Origin of the sequence: Aeromonas sp. QDB11, from assembly GCF_027705265.1 — a bacterium.
Lineage (GTDB): Bacteria > Pseudomonadota > Gammaproteobacteria > Enterobacterales > Aeromonadaceae > Aeromonas > Aeromonas allosaccharophila.
This window is the reverse complement of record NZ_JAPDBM010000012.1, coordinates 17929-32342: the sequence shown is the minus strand read 5'-3', so window position 1 is coordinate 32342 and position 14414 is coordinate 17929. Positions and strand designations below refer to the sequence as shown.

Sequence of the window (14414 nt, the reverse complement as noted above, 5' to 3'; positions counted from 1 at the left end):
GGCCTCAGTCGGCAGACGGTGCCGGTTTGACCAGAGAGAGGTAGTTGGCATCCATCTTGAGGAAGACCCCCAGCAGACGGGCACTGGCGCCGTAGAAGCCAAACCGGTCGGCGGCGCGACAGGCGCTTTCGAACTTGTCGAACCAGCCCAGCAGATGGCCGTGCAGCAGCGCTTCCTGCTCGTCGAGCCAGCGTTCCCGCTCGGCTGCGCTCTTGGCTTCCGCCGCACGGATGATGAGATTGCCCATCAGATCCAGCTCGATGGCCAGATGGTCGGCAGGCTCTTTGTATTTGTCGCTGACATTGATGCCGAGGCGATCGAGGCGGGCCTGCATCTCGGCCATCGGGGCCTGCATCAGCAGCTTGGCATCGCCACGGTAGAGCGATTCGTAGGGCAGGGCGCCCTGCTTGGGCTCCACCAGAAACAGGCTGGCGAAGTCGGCGGCCAGTTCCAGCTGGCGATCCGGGCGCACCAGCAGGCGAGCGATGGCGTCGTTGAGTTCGGCCACGGCGTCGCGCATCGGATCCAGGGTTGAGAGGCTTTTCAGAAAGCTTCGCACATCATAGGTGTCATATTCGGCGATCTGCTCATCACTGAGTTCGGCGGCGAACAGGGTGGAGAACCACCAGTAGAGTTCGGCCCGGCGTTCGCTGGTAGCCATAAATTCCTGCATTTTTCCTCCGTGGATGGCAATCGGGAGCCTTGATGGCTCCCGATTCTAACGACTTTAAAAATAAAGGAAACTCAAGGGGGTGCTTTCGTCCCCTTGGGGTCAGAGTGCCGGGAACATGGGGTCGATGCCCTTTGCCGATTCCGGCGCGCCGAACGCGGTGACGGCGGGTGCCGGTCCGTGGAACTTCTCGATCTCCACCAGCGCGGTATGGGCCGTGGTGGCCTGTGCCAGGCTGGAAGAGCCGATGTCGGCGGTCAGCACGTTGGGGTCTCCGTAGGTACAGAGAGTACCGACCTTGCCGCCCTCCTGCGGGCCATACCATGCTCCTTCCTGAATGCGCACCACGCCGCGGGCGTAGTCATCGCTCACCACCAGCCCGGCCAGCACCTGGCCGCGGCTGTTGAACACCCGCACCAGATCGCCGTCCTTGAGGCCACGAGATTTGGCATCCTGCGGATTCATGTAGACAGGCTCGCGACCCTGCACCGTGTAAGTGGCGCGGTAGTTGTCGGAGGAGCAGAGCTGGCTGTGCAGTCGCTTGTCCGGGTGGCAGGATTGCAGGTGCAGTGGGTACTGCTTGCTGCCCGGCCCGCCGTGAGAGCGCTCGTAGGGTTCGATCCAGACCGGATGGCCCGGGCAATCCCCATAGCCGTAGTCGGCGATGGTCTTGGAGTAGATCTCGATGAGGCCGGACGGGGTACCGAGGGGTTCCAGATCCGGCTCCTGACGGAACGACTCGTGGCGCACCCAGGGCTGGCCCGCCGGGAAGGTGACGAAGCCCTCGCCGTGCCAGAACTGGCTGAAACGGGGCAGACGAATGCCGATGCCGCGGCCCTGCAGGCGGGCGTCGTCATAGATGCTCTGGATCCACTCCAGCTTGCTCTTGCCGCCGGTGAACTCGGCCTCGCGACCGAAGCGACGGCAGAGGTCGGCGAAGATGTCGTAGTCATCGCGTGCCTCGAACAACGGCTCCACCACCTTGTACATGGCCAGAATGCCGGCGTTGGAGTGGGAGCCCCACTGCTCGATGTCATCGCGCTCATAAGTAGTGGTCGCAGGCAGTACTATGTCGGCGAAGCGGCAGCTGGCGGTCCACTGGTGATCAATGCTGACCACGGTTTCCAGCTTGCGCCAGGCCGCGACCATCTTGTTGCGATCCTGCTGGTGGTGGAACGGGTTGTTGCCGCAGAACACCGCCATCTTCATGTGAGGGTAGGTGATGGTCTGGCCGTTGAAGGCAATCTGTTTGCCTGGATTGAGGATGCAGTCGACGAAACGGGCCACCGGAATGAATTTGGAGTAGCCCTTCCAGTCGCCGTCATGGCGCGGTTTGACCCCGGGAATGACCGAGCTGAAACCGGACATGATGGGGCCGCTGGAGGTGATGGTGCCCGCTCCGTTGTAGTGCCAGCCAAAGCCGTAACCGCCCCCCGGCAGGCCGATCTGGCCAATCATCGAGGCCAGTACCACCAGCATCCAGGCGTACTGCTCGCCGTGGTGCATACGCTGCACGCACCAGCCGCCGATGAGCTGGGTACGGCCGCTGCTCATGGTGCGGGCCAGCTCGCGGATGGTCTCGGCAGGGACGCCACAGATGGCGGCGGCCCACTCGGCGTCTTTCACCTGACCATCGCTGGTGCCCAGCAGGTAGGGCAGGAACTTGTCAAAGCCGGTGGTGTAGTTCTTCAGGAACGCCTCGTCGTGGCGCTTCTCGCTGTAGAGGGTGTGGGCGATGCCCAGCATCAGCGGCACGTCGGTCTGCGGATTCAGGGTCACCTGATCGCAATTGAGGTACTTCTGGGTCTTGGATTTGACCGGATCGACACTGATCACCCGGATCTCGCCCTTGGCCACCTTCTCTTTCAGCTGCGCCCAGTAGTCGTAGACGCTGTGATCCGGCACCAGCCAGCCCACCTGCAGGTTCTTGATGGGATCGGAGCCCCAGATAACGATGGTCTTGCTGTGCTCCAGCACCAGCGGCCAGGAGGTCTGCTGCTCATACACCTCCATGGCACCCGCCACGTGGGGCAGGATCACCTGGGCGGCACCGGTGGAGTAGTCACCGGCCTTGGCCAGATAGGTGCCGTGCAGGTTCATGGCGCGCCCCAGCATGGCGCCAGCGGAGTGCAGCTTGCCCACCGACTGCCAGCCGGAGTGACCGGCATAGAGGGCGCTCGGGCCATAGGTCTTCTGCACCCGCTCCAGCTCGTGATAGAAGAAGTCCAGCGCTTGTGACCAAGTGACCCGCACGAAGCGGTTCTGGCCACGTTCGCTGGTGTCGGACTGGTGGCCCTTGCGCAACCAGTCCAGCCGCACCATGGGGTAGCGGATGCGGGAGGGGTTGTAGACCACCTCACTCAGGGCCTTGAGCATCTCGGTGGGGTGCTTGTCATGCTCGAATGGCAGGGTCTCGACCCAGCGACCATCGACCACACGGGCACGGAAGGCGCCCCAGTGGGAGCCGGACTGCACCAGCTTGTCGCCGGACTCGGCGGCCATCACGGCGCGACCGAGCAGGGAGGGGCCGATCAGGGCAGAGGCACCGCTGGCCAGCAAGCCACCCAGAAAACCACGACGGGAAATATTGATCATCTTGTTATTCCTCTCTCGGATCCGGAACTCGAATCCGGAATTAGTGGCTGCCCTGACCACCGGTATCGGCGGCATGGTTTTGCAGGTATTTGAGCAGGGTGCGCTCCTCTTCCTTGCTCAGGCGATAGTAGGCAGACATCGCCTTGAGCCCCGAGATCCAGCCGTTGGCAGTGAAGTGAGCGGGATCCGGCGCGCCGTGGCAGGAGTTGCAGGTGGATTTGTACATCTCGCCAGCGTAATCCCAGATCGGTTTGAGCGAGGACTCAAAGCCCTTGGCATCGACCCAGGCCTGCACCTGAACCTGTTCCCACTTGATATGGGTGGCGCTGTCGGTCTCCTGCTTGAGCACTTTCTCGCTCGCTTTCAGTTCATCACGGATGGTAGCGACGAAGACCCGCTTGCCCATGTATTCGCTCAGCACCCGGCCCTTGCCGTCACTCTCGCGCCATCCTTCGATGGTCACCTTGAGGCGATCGCCGCTGCGATCTACCACGTCGATGCGGGAGGCAGGCAGCAGTTTGCCGACCGGGTCGGTGCTCTGTTCGCTGGCATAGAGATCTTTTTCACCCAGGTTGTAGAGGGTCTCGGTGGCTGGCGCCTCTTGCGCGTCGTTAACCAGGGTGGCGTAAGTGGCCCGGAAGCCGCCCGCCATATTGGGCAGTTCGTGGGCGATGCCCTTGTGGCACTCGATGCAGTTCATGTTCTTCGCCGCCGCGTCTTTCATCGCCAGCGCGGCCGCCGGGGACTGCTTGGCGTGATCCATGTTGTCGTAGCTGTGGCAGGACTTGCAGGTCTTGGAGTTCTGGCTGCTCATCCGTGCCCACACCTTCTCGGCCAGATGCAGGCGCCGGTCCTCGAACTTCTCCTGGGTGTCGATGCTGTGGCCTATGTACTCCTGATAGAGGTCGTTGGCCGCCTCCATCTTGCGGGCCACCTTGCCGACAAAGTCCTTCGGCTGGTGACAGTCGGTACAGACCGCCTGTACCCCGGAGGCATTCTTGAAGTGGATGGACTCCTTGTACTCCGGATAGACGGTGTCTTTCATGGAGTGGCAGGAGATACAGAATTCGAGGCTGCTGGTTTTCTCAAAGCCGTAGTGCAGGCCGACGGTGCCCGCGAGGGTGACGCCGACGCCCACCAGAAGCAGCGCCAGTACCGACCAGCGACGGCTGGGAGTGCGCAGGAAGTGCCACAGTTTTTTCATCATGCTCTCTCACATCACTTTTTTGATGGGGGCCATGATAGGGAGGCGTTGTGAACAGGGCTGCCGCCACAAATTAATGAAATAGGGGTATTTATGACAAAATGTGAATAGAATAATCCTCCCTTGTCGACCATCGTGAACCCTGCCCATGAGCTACCACATTCTGGTTGTTGAAGATGATGCGGTGACCCGCGAGAAGCTGACCGGCTATTTCGAGCGGGAGGGCTATCGGGTGACGGCGGTCGAAAACGGCCAGGAGATGCGCGCCGTGCTGGCGGAGCAGACGGTTGATCTGGTGATGCTGGATATCAACCTGCCGGGGGAAGATGGTCTGCTGTTGACCCGTGAACTGCGGGCGCGCAGCACGGTGGGGATCATTCTGGTCACCGGCCGCAGCGATGCGGTGGACAAGATTGTCGGCCTCGAGATGGGGGCTGACGACTATGTCACCAAGCCGTTCGAGCTGCGGGAGTTGCTGGTGCGGGTCAAGAACCTGCTGTGGCGGATCTCGTTGGCCGCCGCCCCGAGTGAACCCGAGACGACCGACGATGCGGTGCGCTTCGGCCCCTGGCGTTTTGACATTCCTCGTCGCCAGCTCAGCAAGGACGGGGTGCCGGTGCGTCTGACCAAGGCGGAATATGAAGTGCTGGTGGCCTTTGTCGCCCATGCCGGGCGGGTGCTCAGTCGGGAGCGGATCCTGACCCTCATCAGCCATCGCGGCGATGGCCCGAGCGATCGCACCATAGACGTGTTGATCCGGCGGCTGCGCGGCAAGATGGAAGCGGATCCGCGGGATCCCCAGCTGTTTGTCACCGTCCATGGTGAAGGCTATCTGTTTGCCGGCGAGATAGCCTCCTGACCCCGTTACGGTGGTCTTGACCTGTTTGACCGGGTATCAGACCGGCGGGCGGGTATCAAATTGCGGGCAGTCGTCGCCAATCTGGTGCCAGGGCGCCTTGGAGCCAACGAAGATGTGAAACGCGGGTCGCTGGCTCGGCACATCGTCCAGTACCCCGAGGCGCAGGTTGATCTTGCCGCTGCTGCTCTTCTGGCTGAACAGGCTGGAGCCGCAGTGACGGCAGAAGGCCAGGGTGGTCTCTGCCGATTTCCGGTAGCGGCCGATGGCCTCTTCCCCCTTCACTATGGTGACCTTGTTGCCATCAAGTCCGCCGACCGAGGCGTAATCTCCCCCTGAAAACTTGCGGCATTCGCTGCAGTGGCAGTTCCCCATATAGTCGAACTGATCCGGCAGGGTCAGGGCGACGGCGCCGCACAGGCAGCTGGCATGTAACTCTTTCATCTCTTCTCCTTGAGTGGGCTGATCGGATTTGGAACGGCTATTCGACCCGATAGACGGGACGAAAAGCGCCATCCGAGAGGGAATCGGCGGGGTCGGCCAGCGGTGCAGACAGCGTCAGAATGGGCGGCCCCATCACCCGAGGGCACTGCTCGGCATTGGCATCAGGGTGTTGCAGCAGGCAGACCGCCTGAGCGACCGCAAGGCGCCCTTGCAGGCGCATCTGATCGCTGTTGGCGGCGAGGATCTTGCCCCGGCGCAGGCCCCGCTGTACCCCGTGGCTGAAGTAGGTGCTCAGCACCCGGGGTCTGTCGAGATGGCGCTGCGCAAGCTCGTTGACCGCCACTTCGGCGGCGATGGCGCCCCCCACCAAATAGTCGAGTTCGGGATAGCGGGCTAGCGTCTGCTGTACCAGTGTGCGCTGGATTTCCCGGCTGTTGTCGCCGCGCTCGGTGGTGACCAGCTTGATGGCGCTCCCCTTGATGGCATCGGCAAAGCCCGGCTCGACGAAGTTGTTGCCGCCACTTGCCTGCGGGCCGGGGAAGAGGGCGACCGAGACCGGCTTGCTGCCGGCGGGGTGACGCTGCGCCAGCCAGTGGCCAATCTGCCAGCCCATCTGGTACCAGGAGACCCCCACTTTGGCGTGCACCAGACCGCTGGGCAGATCGTTGACCAGCCCAAAGAGCGGCAACGGCGTGACCTTGATGGCCTCGCGCAAGCCCTGATAGCTCACCGAGCCGAGCAAGATGGCGTCGCTCCCTTCCTGCACGCAACGCTGCAACTGCTGGCGCTGCTCGGCGAGGGCGCCATAGCCCCCCGCTTCGTGGATCTGCAACTTGACTCCCAGCCGCTTCGCCTCGTCAACCATGCCCTGATTGACCGAAAGCCAGTAGGCATCGCGCAGATGGGGGTAGAGGGCACAGAGGGTCAGCGGTTGGGTTGCGGCGGCGGGTTCCTGCCACTGCTGGCGCAGCGGCTGGCCACTGAATTCGCCGCCGGGCCAGATATCGACCGCAAAGGCGAGGGCGGCGCGGGGAAGCATTAGCAACCAGATCAGCAACAACGGGGAGAGATAGACGCTTCGCATGGTCAAGGGTTTTGTTAAAGTGTTGGGCCATATTATCCGGTCAAAGCCGACCACAACCAAGGGACTTCCCGTGAGAATCTTTTCCGGCCTGGGTGGCAAGTTGCTGCTGGCCTTCTCCCTGATGGCGTTGTTGACCCTGAGTGCCTCCCTGCTGGGCTGGGTGGGGCTTAGCCATCTGCGCCAGCTGGAGCAAGGGGTGCAGCAGACCCTGGCCGATCAGGAGCTGGCCCGCACGCTCTCTCGCCTCAGCGGCGAGATCCAGAGCGCGTCACGGCTGCTGGCCACCGCAACCAGCGAGCAGGAGCGGGAGCATCAGGGGCGCTTGCTCACTCTGCAGGGGCAACAGCTACAACAGGTGCTGGCGCAACTTGGCCGTGGGCAGGGTTCAACAAGCCTCGATCAGCTCAGCCAGAGCATCATCGGCAATCTGGGCCAGCAGGGCTGGCTTGTGGGGGAAAGGTTAACCCTGATGGCGCAGGGGGAGGCGCAGCGGGCCCGTCTGGTGGCGGCGGCTGGGCAGATCGCCGAGCTGGCGCGCAGTCAGATGGAGAACGCCGAAACCGTGATGGTGGCGGGATTGGGTTCCCTCTACCAACAGCAAGGTGGGCAAGCGGCCCGGACGCTGGATCGCTTGCTGGAGCAGGATCTCGACTGGCTTGAGCAGATGACCGAGTTGCGTCATCGCACCCTGATGCAGCAGCAGCGCATTGAGGAGATGTGGCGCAGCGAACGACAGGAACAGTTGCAAACGCTATTGCAAGAGGGGCAGCGGGAGCTGGCCATCTTGCAACTGCGGGCCGGGGCTGTGACCGATCCGGCTCGCCGTCAGGCGGTGGAGCAGGCGCTGACTGTGCTGGCGCAGAGCGACAAGCTGGTGCAACTGCGCAGCGACTGGCTCGGCAAGGGGGAGGCGCTGCGGGTGCTGGCCAATGCCAATGAAGCCCTGATGAGCAGTCTCAACCAGCAGGTCGGAGAGCTGGTCAGCCGTGCCCGCGATTCGCTGGGGCAAAGCCAGCAGGCGTTAAGCCAGCGCCTCAGGCTGCTGGAGCAGGCGTTGATGGGCATTGGCCTGCTCACCCTGCTACTACTGATGCTGCTGATGTGGCGCATGGTCTACGGTCGGATCGTCTGGCCGCTGCAACGGGCGGTGGCGGGGATGAGCCGGTTGGCGCGCGGGGACCTGGCCCCTCTTGAGCCGATCGCCAGTACCGGACGCGATGAGCTGGCGGAGTTGGGCCGAGCTTTACAGGTGTTTCGTGAGAATGCGGTGGAGCTGGGCCGTTATCAGCGAGAGCTGGAGTCGCGGGTCGAGGAGCGCACCGGCCAGCTCAGCCACGCCAACGAGCGGCTCAATGAGGAGGTGGAGAAGCAGCGGCAGGCCCGCGCCGAGGCCGAACAGGCCAACCGCGCCAAGTCGGTGTTTCTCGCCACCATGAGCCACGAGATCCGCACCCCCATGAACGGCATTCTGGGGGGCCTGACACTGCTGGAAGATACCCACCTGAGCGATACCCAGCAGCGCTATCTGGCCGCCATCGAGCATAGTGGCGAATCCCTGCTGGAGATCCTCAACGATATTCTCGACTACTCCAAGATTGAGGCGGGCCATGTGGAGGCGCGTCGTGAGCCATTCCCCCTGTTCCTGCTGGTGGATGAGCTCAGCTCACTGTTCCGACCAAAGGCAGCGGCCAAGGGGGTCACCCTGGCGCTGGAATATGCGCCCGGGCTGGCGCCTGTGGTCGAGGGGGATCTGGGCAAGCTTCGGCAGGTGCTCGGCAACTTGCTCGGCAATGCGGTCAAGTTTACCGCCCGTGGCCAGATTACCCTTACGGTGGCGCCTCTTGCCTGCCAAGGCCCTTGCGCCGAGCCCTGCATCCGCTTCGTGGTGCGCGATACCGGCCCCGGCATTCCGGCCGATGAGCAGGAGGCGGTGTTCGAGGCGTTTCGCCAGCGCCAGCGAGATGTGGGCCATCTGGGCGGCACCGGGCTGGGACTGGCGATCAGCCGCAAGCTGGTGGCCGCCATGGGGGGCGAGCTGCGCCTTGCCAGCGAACCGGGCAAGGGGTGTGAATTCAGCTTCAGCCTGCCGTTGCAGCGATCGAGCGCCCAACTGCCCGCCGAGGCGCAGCCGCTGCACCTTGGCCAGTCCCGCGACATCCTGCTGGTGGAGGATAACGAGATCAATCGGCTGGTGGCGCACGGCATGCTGACTCGCCTCGGCCATCGCGTCACCCTGGCCGAGGATGGTCGCAGCGCGCTGGCACTGGTGACCGAACGTCCCTTCGAGCTGGCGCTGCTCGATATCAACTTGCCCGACATGGATGGCATCACCCTGCGTGAGGATCTGGCCGCCATCAGCGAGGAGGTGCATGAGCGGCCGTTGCCCGCCATCGCCATCTCGGCCCAGATGTATCCGGAGGATATCCGCCACTGCCTCGCCGCCGGGTTTATCGATTTTGTCGGCAAGCCGGTGCGGCTGGCGGTGCTGGCGAACGCCATCGATCAGCTGTTTCGGCAAGAGGACGCCTCTATCGAGCCGCCTGTGCAGCTAGCTGCCGCGCCTTCGACTAACCAGCCTGAGGGGGCCAATCCGGTACTGGACGCCGATCTGCCTCTGCTCGGCATGGCGCGGATCCGCCAGCTGGTCGCGCTGTTTGAGTCGCAAGGGCGGGTGTTGGTGGATGAGTTGGCTCAGGGGGAGGGGAGTGAGCAACGTCAACTGGCGCACAAGCTCAAGGGGAGTGCGCTGGCGCTGGGGTTGACCGGGTTTGCCAGCCACTGTGCGGCCCTTGAGGCGGGAGGCGGGGAGCCAGCGGCAATCGGGTCGCAATTTGACGAGGCGGTGGCTTCACTGCAGCGCTGGCTGGCGGCCAACAGGGATGCACAGCCCTAATCCCTTCTGGCGGGGTACAAAGGTCAGGGGGAATCGGCCCCGCGCCGTTATTCGATCTCGCGAAACAGCACTTGCTTGCACTTGGCGCAGACCCATTCCCGGCGAAAATCGGTCAGATGCACCATGCCCACCTCCAGCAACTCGTGGTGGCCGCAGTGGTGGCAGAAGATGATGTCGCCATCGACCGCTTCCGAGTGGGCCGCCAGATATTCGGCTTTGGTGGGGAGCTGATCCCACGAGGTGGTAGAAACATGTTTGCGCTGGCTGGTGTAGTAGACCCAGTAGAACAGAAAAAAGACAGCCAGGATCACGAATGTCAGCAGATGGTCCATCTTGAACTCCTCCGGTCAGATGTCGCCCTTCGGGTGGGTGGCGGCAATCAGCTCCATCACCATTAAATTTGTTTCGAATGAATATGTTACAGGATGGATCACGACGGCGTTGTGATCCCCTTCGGGTTTTGCCCGCCCAACCGCGGGATGAAAAATGTCTCTTTTGGCGAAGGGGCCAGGGTATTGAACGGGGAGGGAATCTTGTTTTTTACAACATAAATTCAACATTTTTTTAGGTGGTTGGACTGTCTCTTTGATCCAGCTCACGTTACAATGCCCGCGCCCACTTCACCTAACGCGCAAACGATTTTCAGGAGAGAAACGGATGTTGAAACGTGACATGACCATCGCCAATTATGATCCGCAATTGTGGCAGGCCATCACAGACGAAACCCGTCGTCAGGAAGAGCATATCGAGCTGATTGCGTCTGAGAACTACACCAGCCCCCGTGTCATGGAAGCCCAGGGCTCCCAGCTGACCAACAAGTACGCCGAAGGTTACCCCTCCAAGCGTTACTACGGTGGTTGCGAGTATGTGGATGTGGTCGAAACCCTGGCCATCGAGCGCGCCAAAGAGCTGTTCGGTGCTACTTACGCCAACGTGCAGCCACACTCCGGCTCCCAGGCCAACAGCGCCGTCTACATGGCTCTGCTGCAACCGGGCGACACCGTACTGGGCATGAACCTCGCCCACGGCGGTCACCTGACTCACGGCTCTCCGGTCAACTTCTCCGGCAAGCTCTACAACATCATTCCTTACGGTATCGATGAGTCCGGCAAGATTGACTACGACGAGATGGAGCGTCTGGCCATTGAGCACAAGCCGAAGATGATGATCGGTGGCTTCTCCGCTTACTCCGGTATCGTTGACTGGGTTCGCATGCGCGAAATCGCCGACAAGATCGGTGCCTACCTGTTCGTCGACATGGCCCACGTGGCCGGTCTGATCGCTGCAGGCGTCTATCCGAACCCGGTGCCCCACGCTCACGTGGTTACCTCTACCACTCACAAGACCCTGGCCGGTCCGCGCGGTGGTCTGATCCTCTCTGCCGCTGACGACGAGGAGCTCTACAAGAAGCTCAACTCCGCCGTCTTCCCGGGTGGTCAGGGTGGCCCGCTGATGCACGTCATCGCCGGTAAAGCCGTTGCCTTCAAAGAGGCGCTGGAGCCCGAGTTCAAGACCTATCAGGCTCAGGTCGTGAAAAATGCCAAGGCGATGGCTGCGACCTTTATCGAGCGTGGTTACAAGATCGTCTCCGGCGGTACCGACAACCATCTGATGCTGGTTGACCTGATCGGCCGCGAGCTGACCGGTAAGGACGCTGACGCCGCGCTGGGCAAAGCCAACATCACCGTCAACAAGAACTCCGTGCCCAACGACCCGCGCTCCCCGTTCGTCACCTCCGGTGTGCGTATCGGTACCCCGGCCATCACCCGCCGCGGTTTCAAGGAAGCCGAGTCCATCCAGCTGACCCACTGGATCTGCGACGTGCTGGACAACCACGACAACGATGCCGTGCTGGCCACCGTACGCGAGAAGGTGCTGGATATCTGCCGCCGTTTCCCGGTCTATGGCTGATAAGCCTGATCGTTCTGTTTGAGACCAATGCCACCTGCGGGTGGCATTGTTTTTTCTGGCTTTTACCGGTTTTGGATGGCCGTGCTACACTGGCCGACCTAGATCCTGGCCCGCTGGGCCGGTCCCTGTTCCATTAACGCCGGAGGTCCGATGCATTGCCCATTCTGTAGTGCGGTTGATACCAAGGTGATCGATTCCCGTCTGGTGGCAGAAGGCCATCAGGTGCGCCGCCGTCGTGAGTGTCTGCTCTGTCACGAGCGTTTTACCACCTTCGAGATGGCCGAACTGGTGATGCCCCGCGTCATCAAGTCCAACGGCTCCCGCGAGCCGTTCAACGAAGACAAGCTGCGTGCCGGCATTCTGCGGGCGCTGGAGAAGCGGCCGGTGAGCATGGAGGCCATCGAAAAGGCGGTCAACCATATCAAATCGCGCCTGCGTGCCACCGGCGAGCGCGAAGTCGCCTCCGAGCTGGTGGGCAATCTGGTGATGGATGAGCTCAAGAGTCTGGACAAGGTGGCCTATATCCGCTTTGCCTCCGTCTATCGCAGCTTCGAAGATATTCGCGAGTTCGGTGAAGAGATCGCCAAATTGGAGAAATGATGGTATCGGATGGGCAAGTGGATATCCGCTTCGCCCCTCTCTACCTCAGGACACGCAGATATCCGCGAGTTCGGCGAAGAGATCGCCAAATTGGAGAAATGATGGTATCGGATGGGCAAGCGGATATCTGCTTTGCCCCTCTCTACCTCAGGACACGCAGATATTCGCGAGTTTGGCGAAGAGATTGCCAAGCTGGAGAAGTAAACCGCCATTCTCACCCATGTTGCCGCGTCCGATTACGCTGCGCTAATCGAACCTACGATACTGCGTAAAGTCGAGATGTGTTGTCAAAGGAGCCCGGATGTTTAGTCAAGATGATTACCAATGGATGAGTCGGGCCCTCGAACTGGCCCGCCGCGGCCGTTACACCACGGCTCCCAACCCCTGCGTCGGCGCCGTGCTGGTCAAGGATGGCGTGGTAGTCGGCGAAGGATGGCATCAGAAGGCGGGCGAGCCCCATGCCGAGGTCTATGCCCTGCGCGCCGCCGGTGACAACGCCCGTGGCGCCACCGCCTATGTGACCCTCGAACCCTGCTCCCACCACGGTCGCACTCCCCCCTGTGCCGAGGCGCTGATCAAGGCCGGGGTGGCCCGGGTGGTGGCAGCCATGGTTGATCCCAACCCCGAGGTGGGTGGGCGTGGCCTGCGGATGCTCTCCGAGGCGGGTATCAAGACCGATTTCGGCCTGCTGGCGAGTGAAGCCGAAGCGCTCAACCCGGGCTTTTTCAAGCGGATGCGTACCGCCTTCCCGCGGGTGACGGTCAAGCTGGGGGCCAGCCTCGATGGCCGCACCGCCATGGCGAGCGGCGAGAGCCAGTGGATCACCTCCCCGGATGCGCGCCGCGATGTGCAGCGGCTGCGGGCCCGTCACGATGCGGTGCTCTCCAGCGCCGAGACGGTGCTGGCTGACGGCGCCTCCCTGACCGTGCGCTGGGACGAGCTGCCCCCCTCGGTAAAGGCCAGCTATCCCAAAGAGACCCTGCGCCAGCCGCTGCGGGTCATCGTCGATTCGCAAAACCGCCTTACCCCCGACCTGCCGCTGTTCCAGAGCGAGAGTCCGGTGCTGCTGGCCCGCCACAAAGCCGCTGGCGAGTGGCCCGAGTGGGTGCAGCAGCTGGAGTTGCCACTGCTGGATGGCAAGCTGGATCTGGTTAGCCTGTTCATGTTGTTGGCCAAGCAGAACGTCAACTCGGTGCTGATAGAGGCGGGGCCACGGCTGTGCGGCGCTCTACTGGATAAGGGGTTGGTGGATGAGCTGGTGCTCTATCAGGCGCCCAAACTGATGGGCGATGAGGGGCGCGGCCTGTTCCATCTGCCGGGCCTAACACGCTTGTTCCAGGCACCCAAGCTCAACATCAAGGATGTGCGCATGGTCGGCCAGGATATTCGCATTACCGCCAAAATAGCCTGATTTATCAATGTTAAAGGGGGCATAATCTGCCCCCCTCATCAGCAAGGTGATCTGCATGTTTACCGGAATTATCGAAGCGGTGGGAACCCTGGCCGAACTGCGCCGTCAGGGCGACGACATGGCCCTCACCGCCCATGCGCCGAGCCTGGATTTTAGCGACGTCAAGCTGGGCGATTCCATCGCCACCAACGGCGTCTGCCTCACCGTGGTTGCGCTGGGCGACAAGAGCTATACCGCCGATGTATCGCTGGAAACCCTGTCGCGCACCGGCTTTGCCGCCGCCAGGGTGGGCGATCGGGTCAACCTCGAGAAGGCGCTGATGCCCACCTCCCGCCTCGGCGGCCATCTGGTCTCCGGCCACGTGGATGGGGTAGGGGAAGTGAAAAGCGTCTCCAGCAGCGGCCGCGCCATCGAATACTGGATCAAGGCGCCGGGGGAGCTCTCCCGCTACATCGCCGAGAAGGGCTCCATTGCGGTGGATGGCATCAGCCTCACCGTCAACGCGGTGCAGGGCGATCTTTTCCGCCTGACGATCGTGCCCCACACCGCCCAGGAGACCACCATCGCCAGCTGGAAGCCGGGCCACAAGGTCAACCTCGAGGTGGATCAGATCGCCCGCTATCTGGAGCGGCTGATGATGGGCAAGCCCCAGGAGAGCAGCGCCTCGACCCTGACTATGGAGACCCTGGCCAAGGCCGGTTTTCTCTGACGGTGTGGGCTGAATCCGGCCACCAAAACGATTTTCT

13 protein-coding genes are annotated in these 14414 nt (G+C 62.3%); 6 read left to right on the top strand and 7 right to left on the bottom strand.

The annotated features are described in order from the left end of the window. Nucleotides 1-4: 4 nt before the first annotated feature. From torD to torC, 3 genes are all read right to left on the bottom strand, one after another. Nucleotides 5-673, bottom strand: coding sequence for a molecular chaperone TorD (torD, locus tag OKC40_RS05975; RefSeq protein WP_234601225.1), 669 nt, complete (start codon nt 671-673; stop codon nt 5-7). 99 nt (nt 674-772) lie between these two features. Next, nucleotides 773-3265, bottom strand: a complete 2493-nt coding sequence (gene torA / locus OKC40_RS05970) for a trimethylamine-N-oxide reductase TorA (RefSeq protein WP_182933624.1) — start codon at nt 3263-3265, stop codon at nt 773-775. A gap of 40 nt (nt 3266-3305) precedes the next feature. After that, on the bottom strand, nt 3306-4472 hold the full coding sequence (torC, locus tag OKC40_RS05965) for a pentaheme c-type cytochrome TorC (RefSeq protein WP_234601224.1): 1167 nt from the start codon (nt 4470-4472) through the stop codon (nt 3306-3308). Between the two features lie 145 nt (nt 4473-4617). Between torC and torR the strand changes: the two genes are divergently transcribed. Next, the gene (torR, locus tag OKC40_RS05960) at nt 4618-5328 is read left to right on the top strand and encodes a two-component system response regulator TorR (protein ID WP_075114370.1); all 711 of its coding nucleotides are present in this window, start codon (nt 4618-4620) and stop codon (nt 5326-5328) included. A 36-nt stretch (nt 5329-5364) separates the two neighbouring features. Here torR and OKC40_RS05955 read toward each other — a convergent pair whose 3' ends face one another. Further along, nucleotides 5365-5769: a GFA family protein gene (locus OKC40_RS05955; protein WP_005338893.1), complete on the bottom strand. Its 405-nt coding sequence runs from the start codon at nt 5767-5769 to the stop codon at nt 5365-5367. A gap of 37 nt (nt 5770-5806) precedes the next feature. Then, a complete protein-coding gene (gene torT / locus OKC40_RS05950) occupies nt 5807-6853 on the bottom strand; it encodes a TMAO reductase system periplasmic protein TorT (protein WP_234601223.1) in 1047 nt (348 codons plus the stop codon). 70 nt (nt 6854-6923) lie between these two features. Here torT and torS point away from each other — a divergent pair, with 70 nt between their 5' ends. Further along, the gene (gene torS / locus OKC40_RS05945; protein WP_234601222.1) at nt 6924-9746 is read left to right on the top strand and encodes a TMAO reductase system sensor histidine kinase/response regulator TorS; all 2823 of its coding nucleotides are present in this window, start codon (nt 6924-6926) and stop codon (nt 9744-9746) included. Nucleotides 9747-9793: 47 nt separating this feature from the next. On the opposite strand, the gene OKC40_RS05940 is transcribed toward torS, so the two are convergent. Both OKC40_RS05940 and OKC40_RS05935 read right to left on the bottom strand, forming a co-directional pair. Next, nucleotides 9794-10078 (bottom strand): hypothetical protein, encoded by a 285-nt coding sequence (locus OKC40_RS05940; protein WP_234601221.1) that lies wholly within the window; start codon nt 10076-10078, stop codon nt 9794-9796. A 15-nt stretch (nt 10079-10093) separates the two neighbouring features. Then, nucleotides 10094-10345 (bottom strand): hypothetical protein, encoded by a 252-nt coding sequence (locus OKC40_RS05935; protein ID WP_234601220.1) that lies wholly within the window; start codon nt 10343-10345, stop codon nt 10094-10096. 58 nt (nt 10346-10403) lie between these two features. Here OKC40_RS05935 and glyA point away from each other — a divergent pair, with 58 nt between their 5' ends. The 4 genes from glyA to OKC40_RS05915 all read left to right on the top strand — a co-directional run bounded on the left by glyA (nt 10404) and on the right by OKC40_RS05915 (nt 14377). Then, nucleotides 10404-11657 (top strand): serine hydroxymethyltransferase, encoded by a 1254-nt coding sequence (gene glyA, locus OKC40_RS05930; RefSeq protein WP_234601219.1) that lies wholly within the window; start codon nt 10404-10406, stop codon nt 11655-11657. Nucleotides 11658-11807: 150 nt separating this feature from the next. Continuing rightward, nucleotides 11808-12257 carry a transcriptional regulator NrdR gene (gene nrdR, locus OKC40_RS05925; RefSeq protein ID WP_005338880.1) on the top strand — a complete coding sequence of 150 codons (450 nt, stop codon included), beginning with the start codon at nt 11808-11810 and terminating at the stop codon, nt 12255-12257. 301 nt (nt 12258-12558) lie between these two features. Then, nucleotides 12559-13668, top strand: coding sequence for a bifunctional diaminohydroxyphosphoribosylaminopyrimidine deaminase/5-amino-6-(5-phosphoribosylamino)uracil reductase RibD (ribD, locus tag OKC40_RS05920; RefSeq protein ID WP_234601218.1), 1110 nt, complete (start codon nt 12559-12561; stop codon nt 13666-13668). A gap of 55 nt (nt 13669-13723) precedes the next feature. Next, a complete protein-coding gene (locus OKC40_RS05915) occupies nt 13724-14377 on the top strand; it encodes a riboflavin synthase (protein WP_270794464.1) in 654 nt (217 codons plus the stop codon). Nucleotides 14378-14414 lie beyond the last annotated feature (37 nt).

Bases quoted from the DNA above. Each gene is read 5' to 3' on its own strand.
- torC (WP_234601224.1), bottom strand. From the start codon at position 4,472: ATGATGAAAAAACTGTGGCACTTCCTGCGCACTCCCAGCCGTCGCTGG.
- glyA (WP_234601219.1), top strand. From the start codon at position 10,404: ATGTTGAAACGTGACATGACCATCGCCAATTATGATCCGCAATTGTGG.
- OKC40_RS05915 (WP_270794464.1), top strand. From the start codon at position 13,724: ATGTTTACCGGAATTATCGAAGCGGTGGGAACCCTGGCCGAACTGCGC.
- OKC40_RS05940 (WP_234601221.1), bottom strand. From the start codon at position 10,078: ATGGACCATCTGCTGACATTCGTGATCCTGGCTGTCTTTTTTCTGTTC.
- nrdR (WP_005338880.1), top strand. From the start codon at position 11,808: ATGCATTGCCCATTCTGTAGTGCGGTTGATACCAAGGTGATCGATTCC.
- OKC40_RS05955 (WP_005338893.1), bottom strand. From the start codon at position 5,769: ATGAAAGAGTTACATGCCAGCTGCCTGTGCGGCGCCGTCGCCCTGACC.
- torD (WP_234601225.1), bottom strand. From the start codon at position 673: ATGCAGGAATTTATGGCTACCAGCGAACGCCGGGCCGAACTCTACTGG.
- torR (WP_075114370.1), top strand. From the start codon at position 4,618: ATGAGCTACCACATTCTGGTTGTTGAAGATGATGCGGTGACCCGCGAG.
- ribD (WP_234601218.1), top strand. From the start codon at position 12,559: ATGTTTAGTCAAGATGATTACCAATGGATGAGTCGGGCCCTCGAACTG.
- torT (WP_234601223.1), bottom strand. From the start codon at position 6,853: ATGCGAAGCGTCTATCTCTCCCCGTTGTTGCTGATCTGGTTGCTAATG.
- torA (WP_182933624.1), bottom strand. From the start codon at position 3,265: ATGATCAATATTTCCCGTCGTGGTTTTCTGGGTGGCTTGCTGGCCAGC.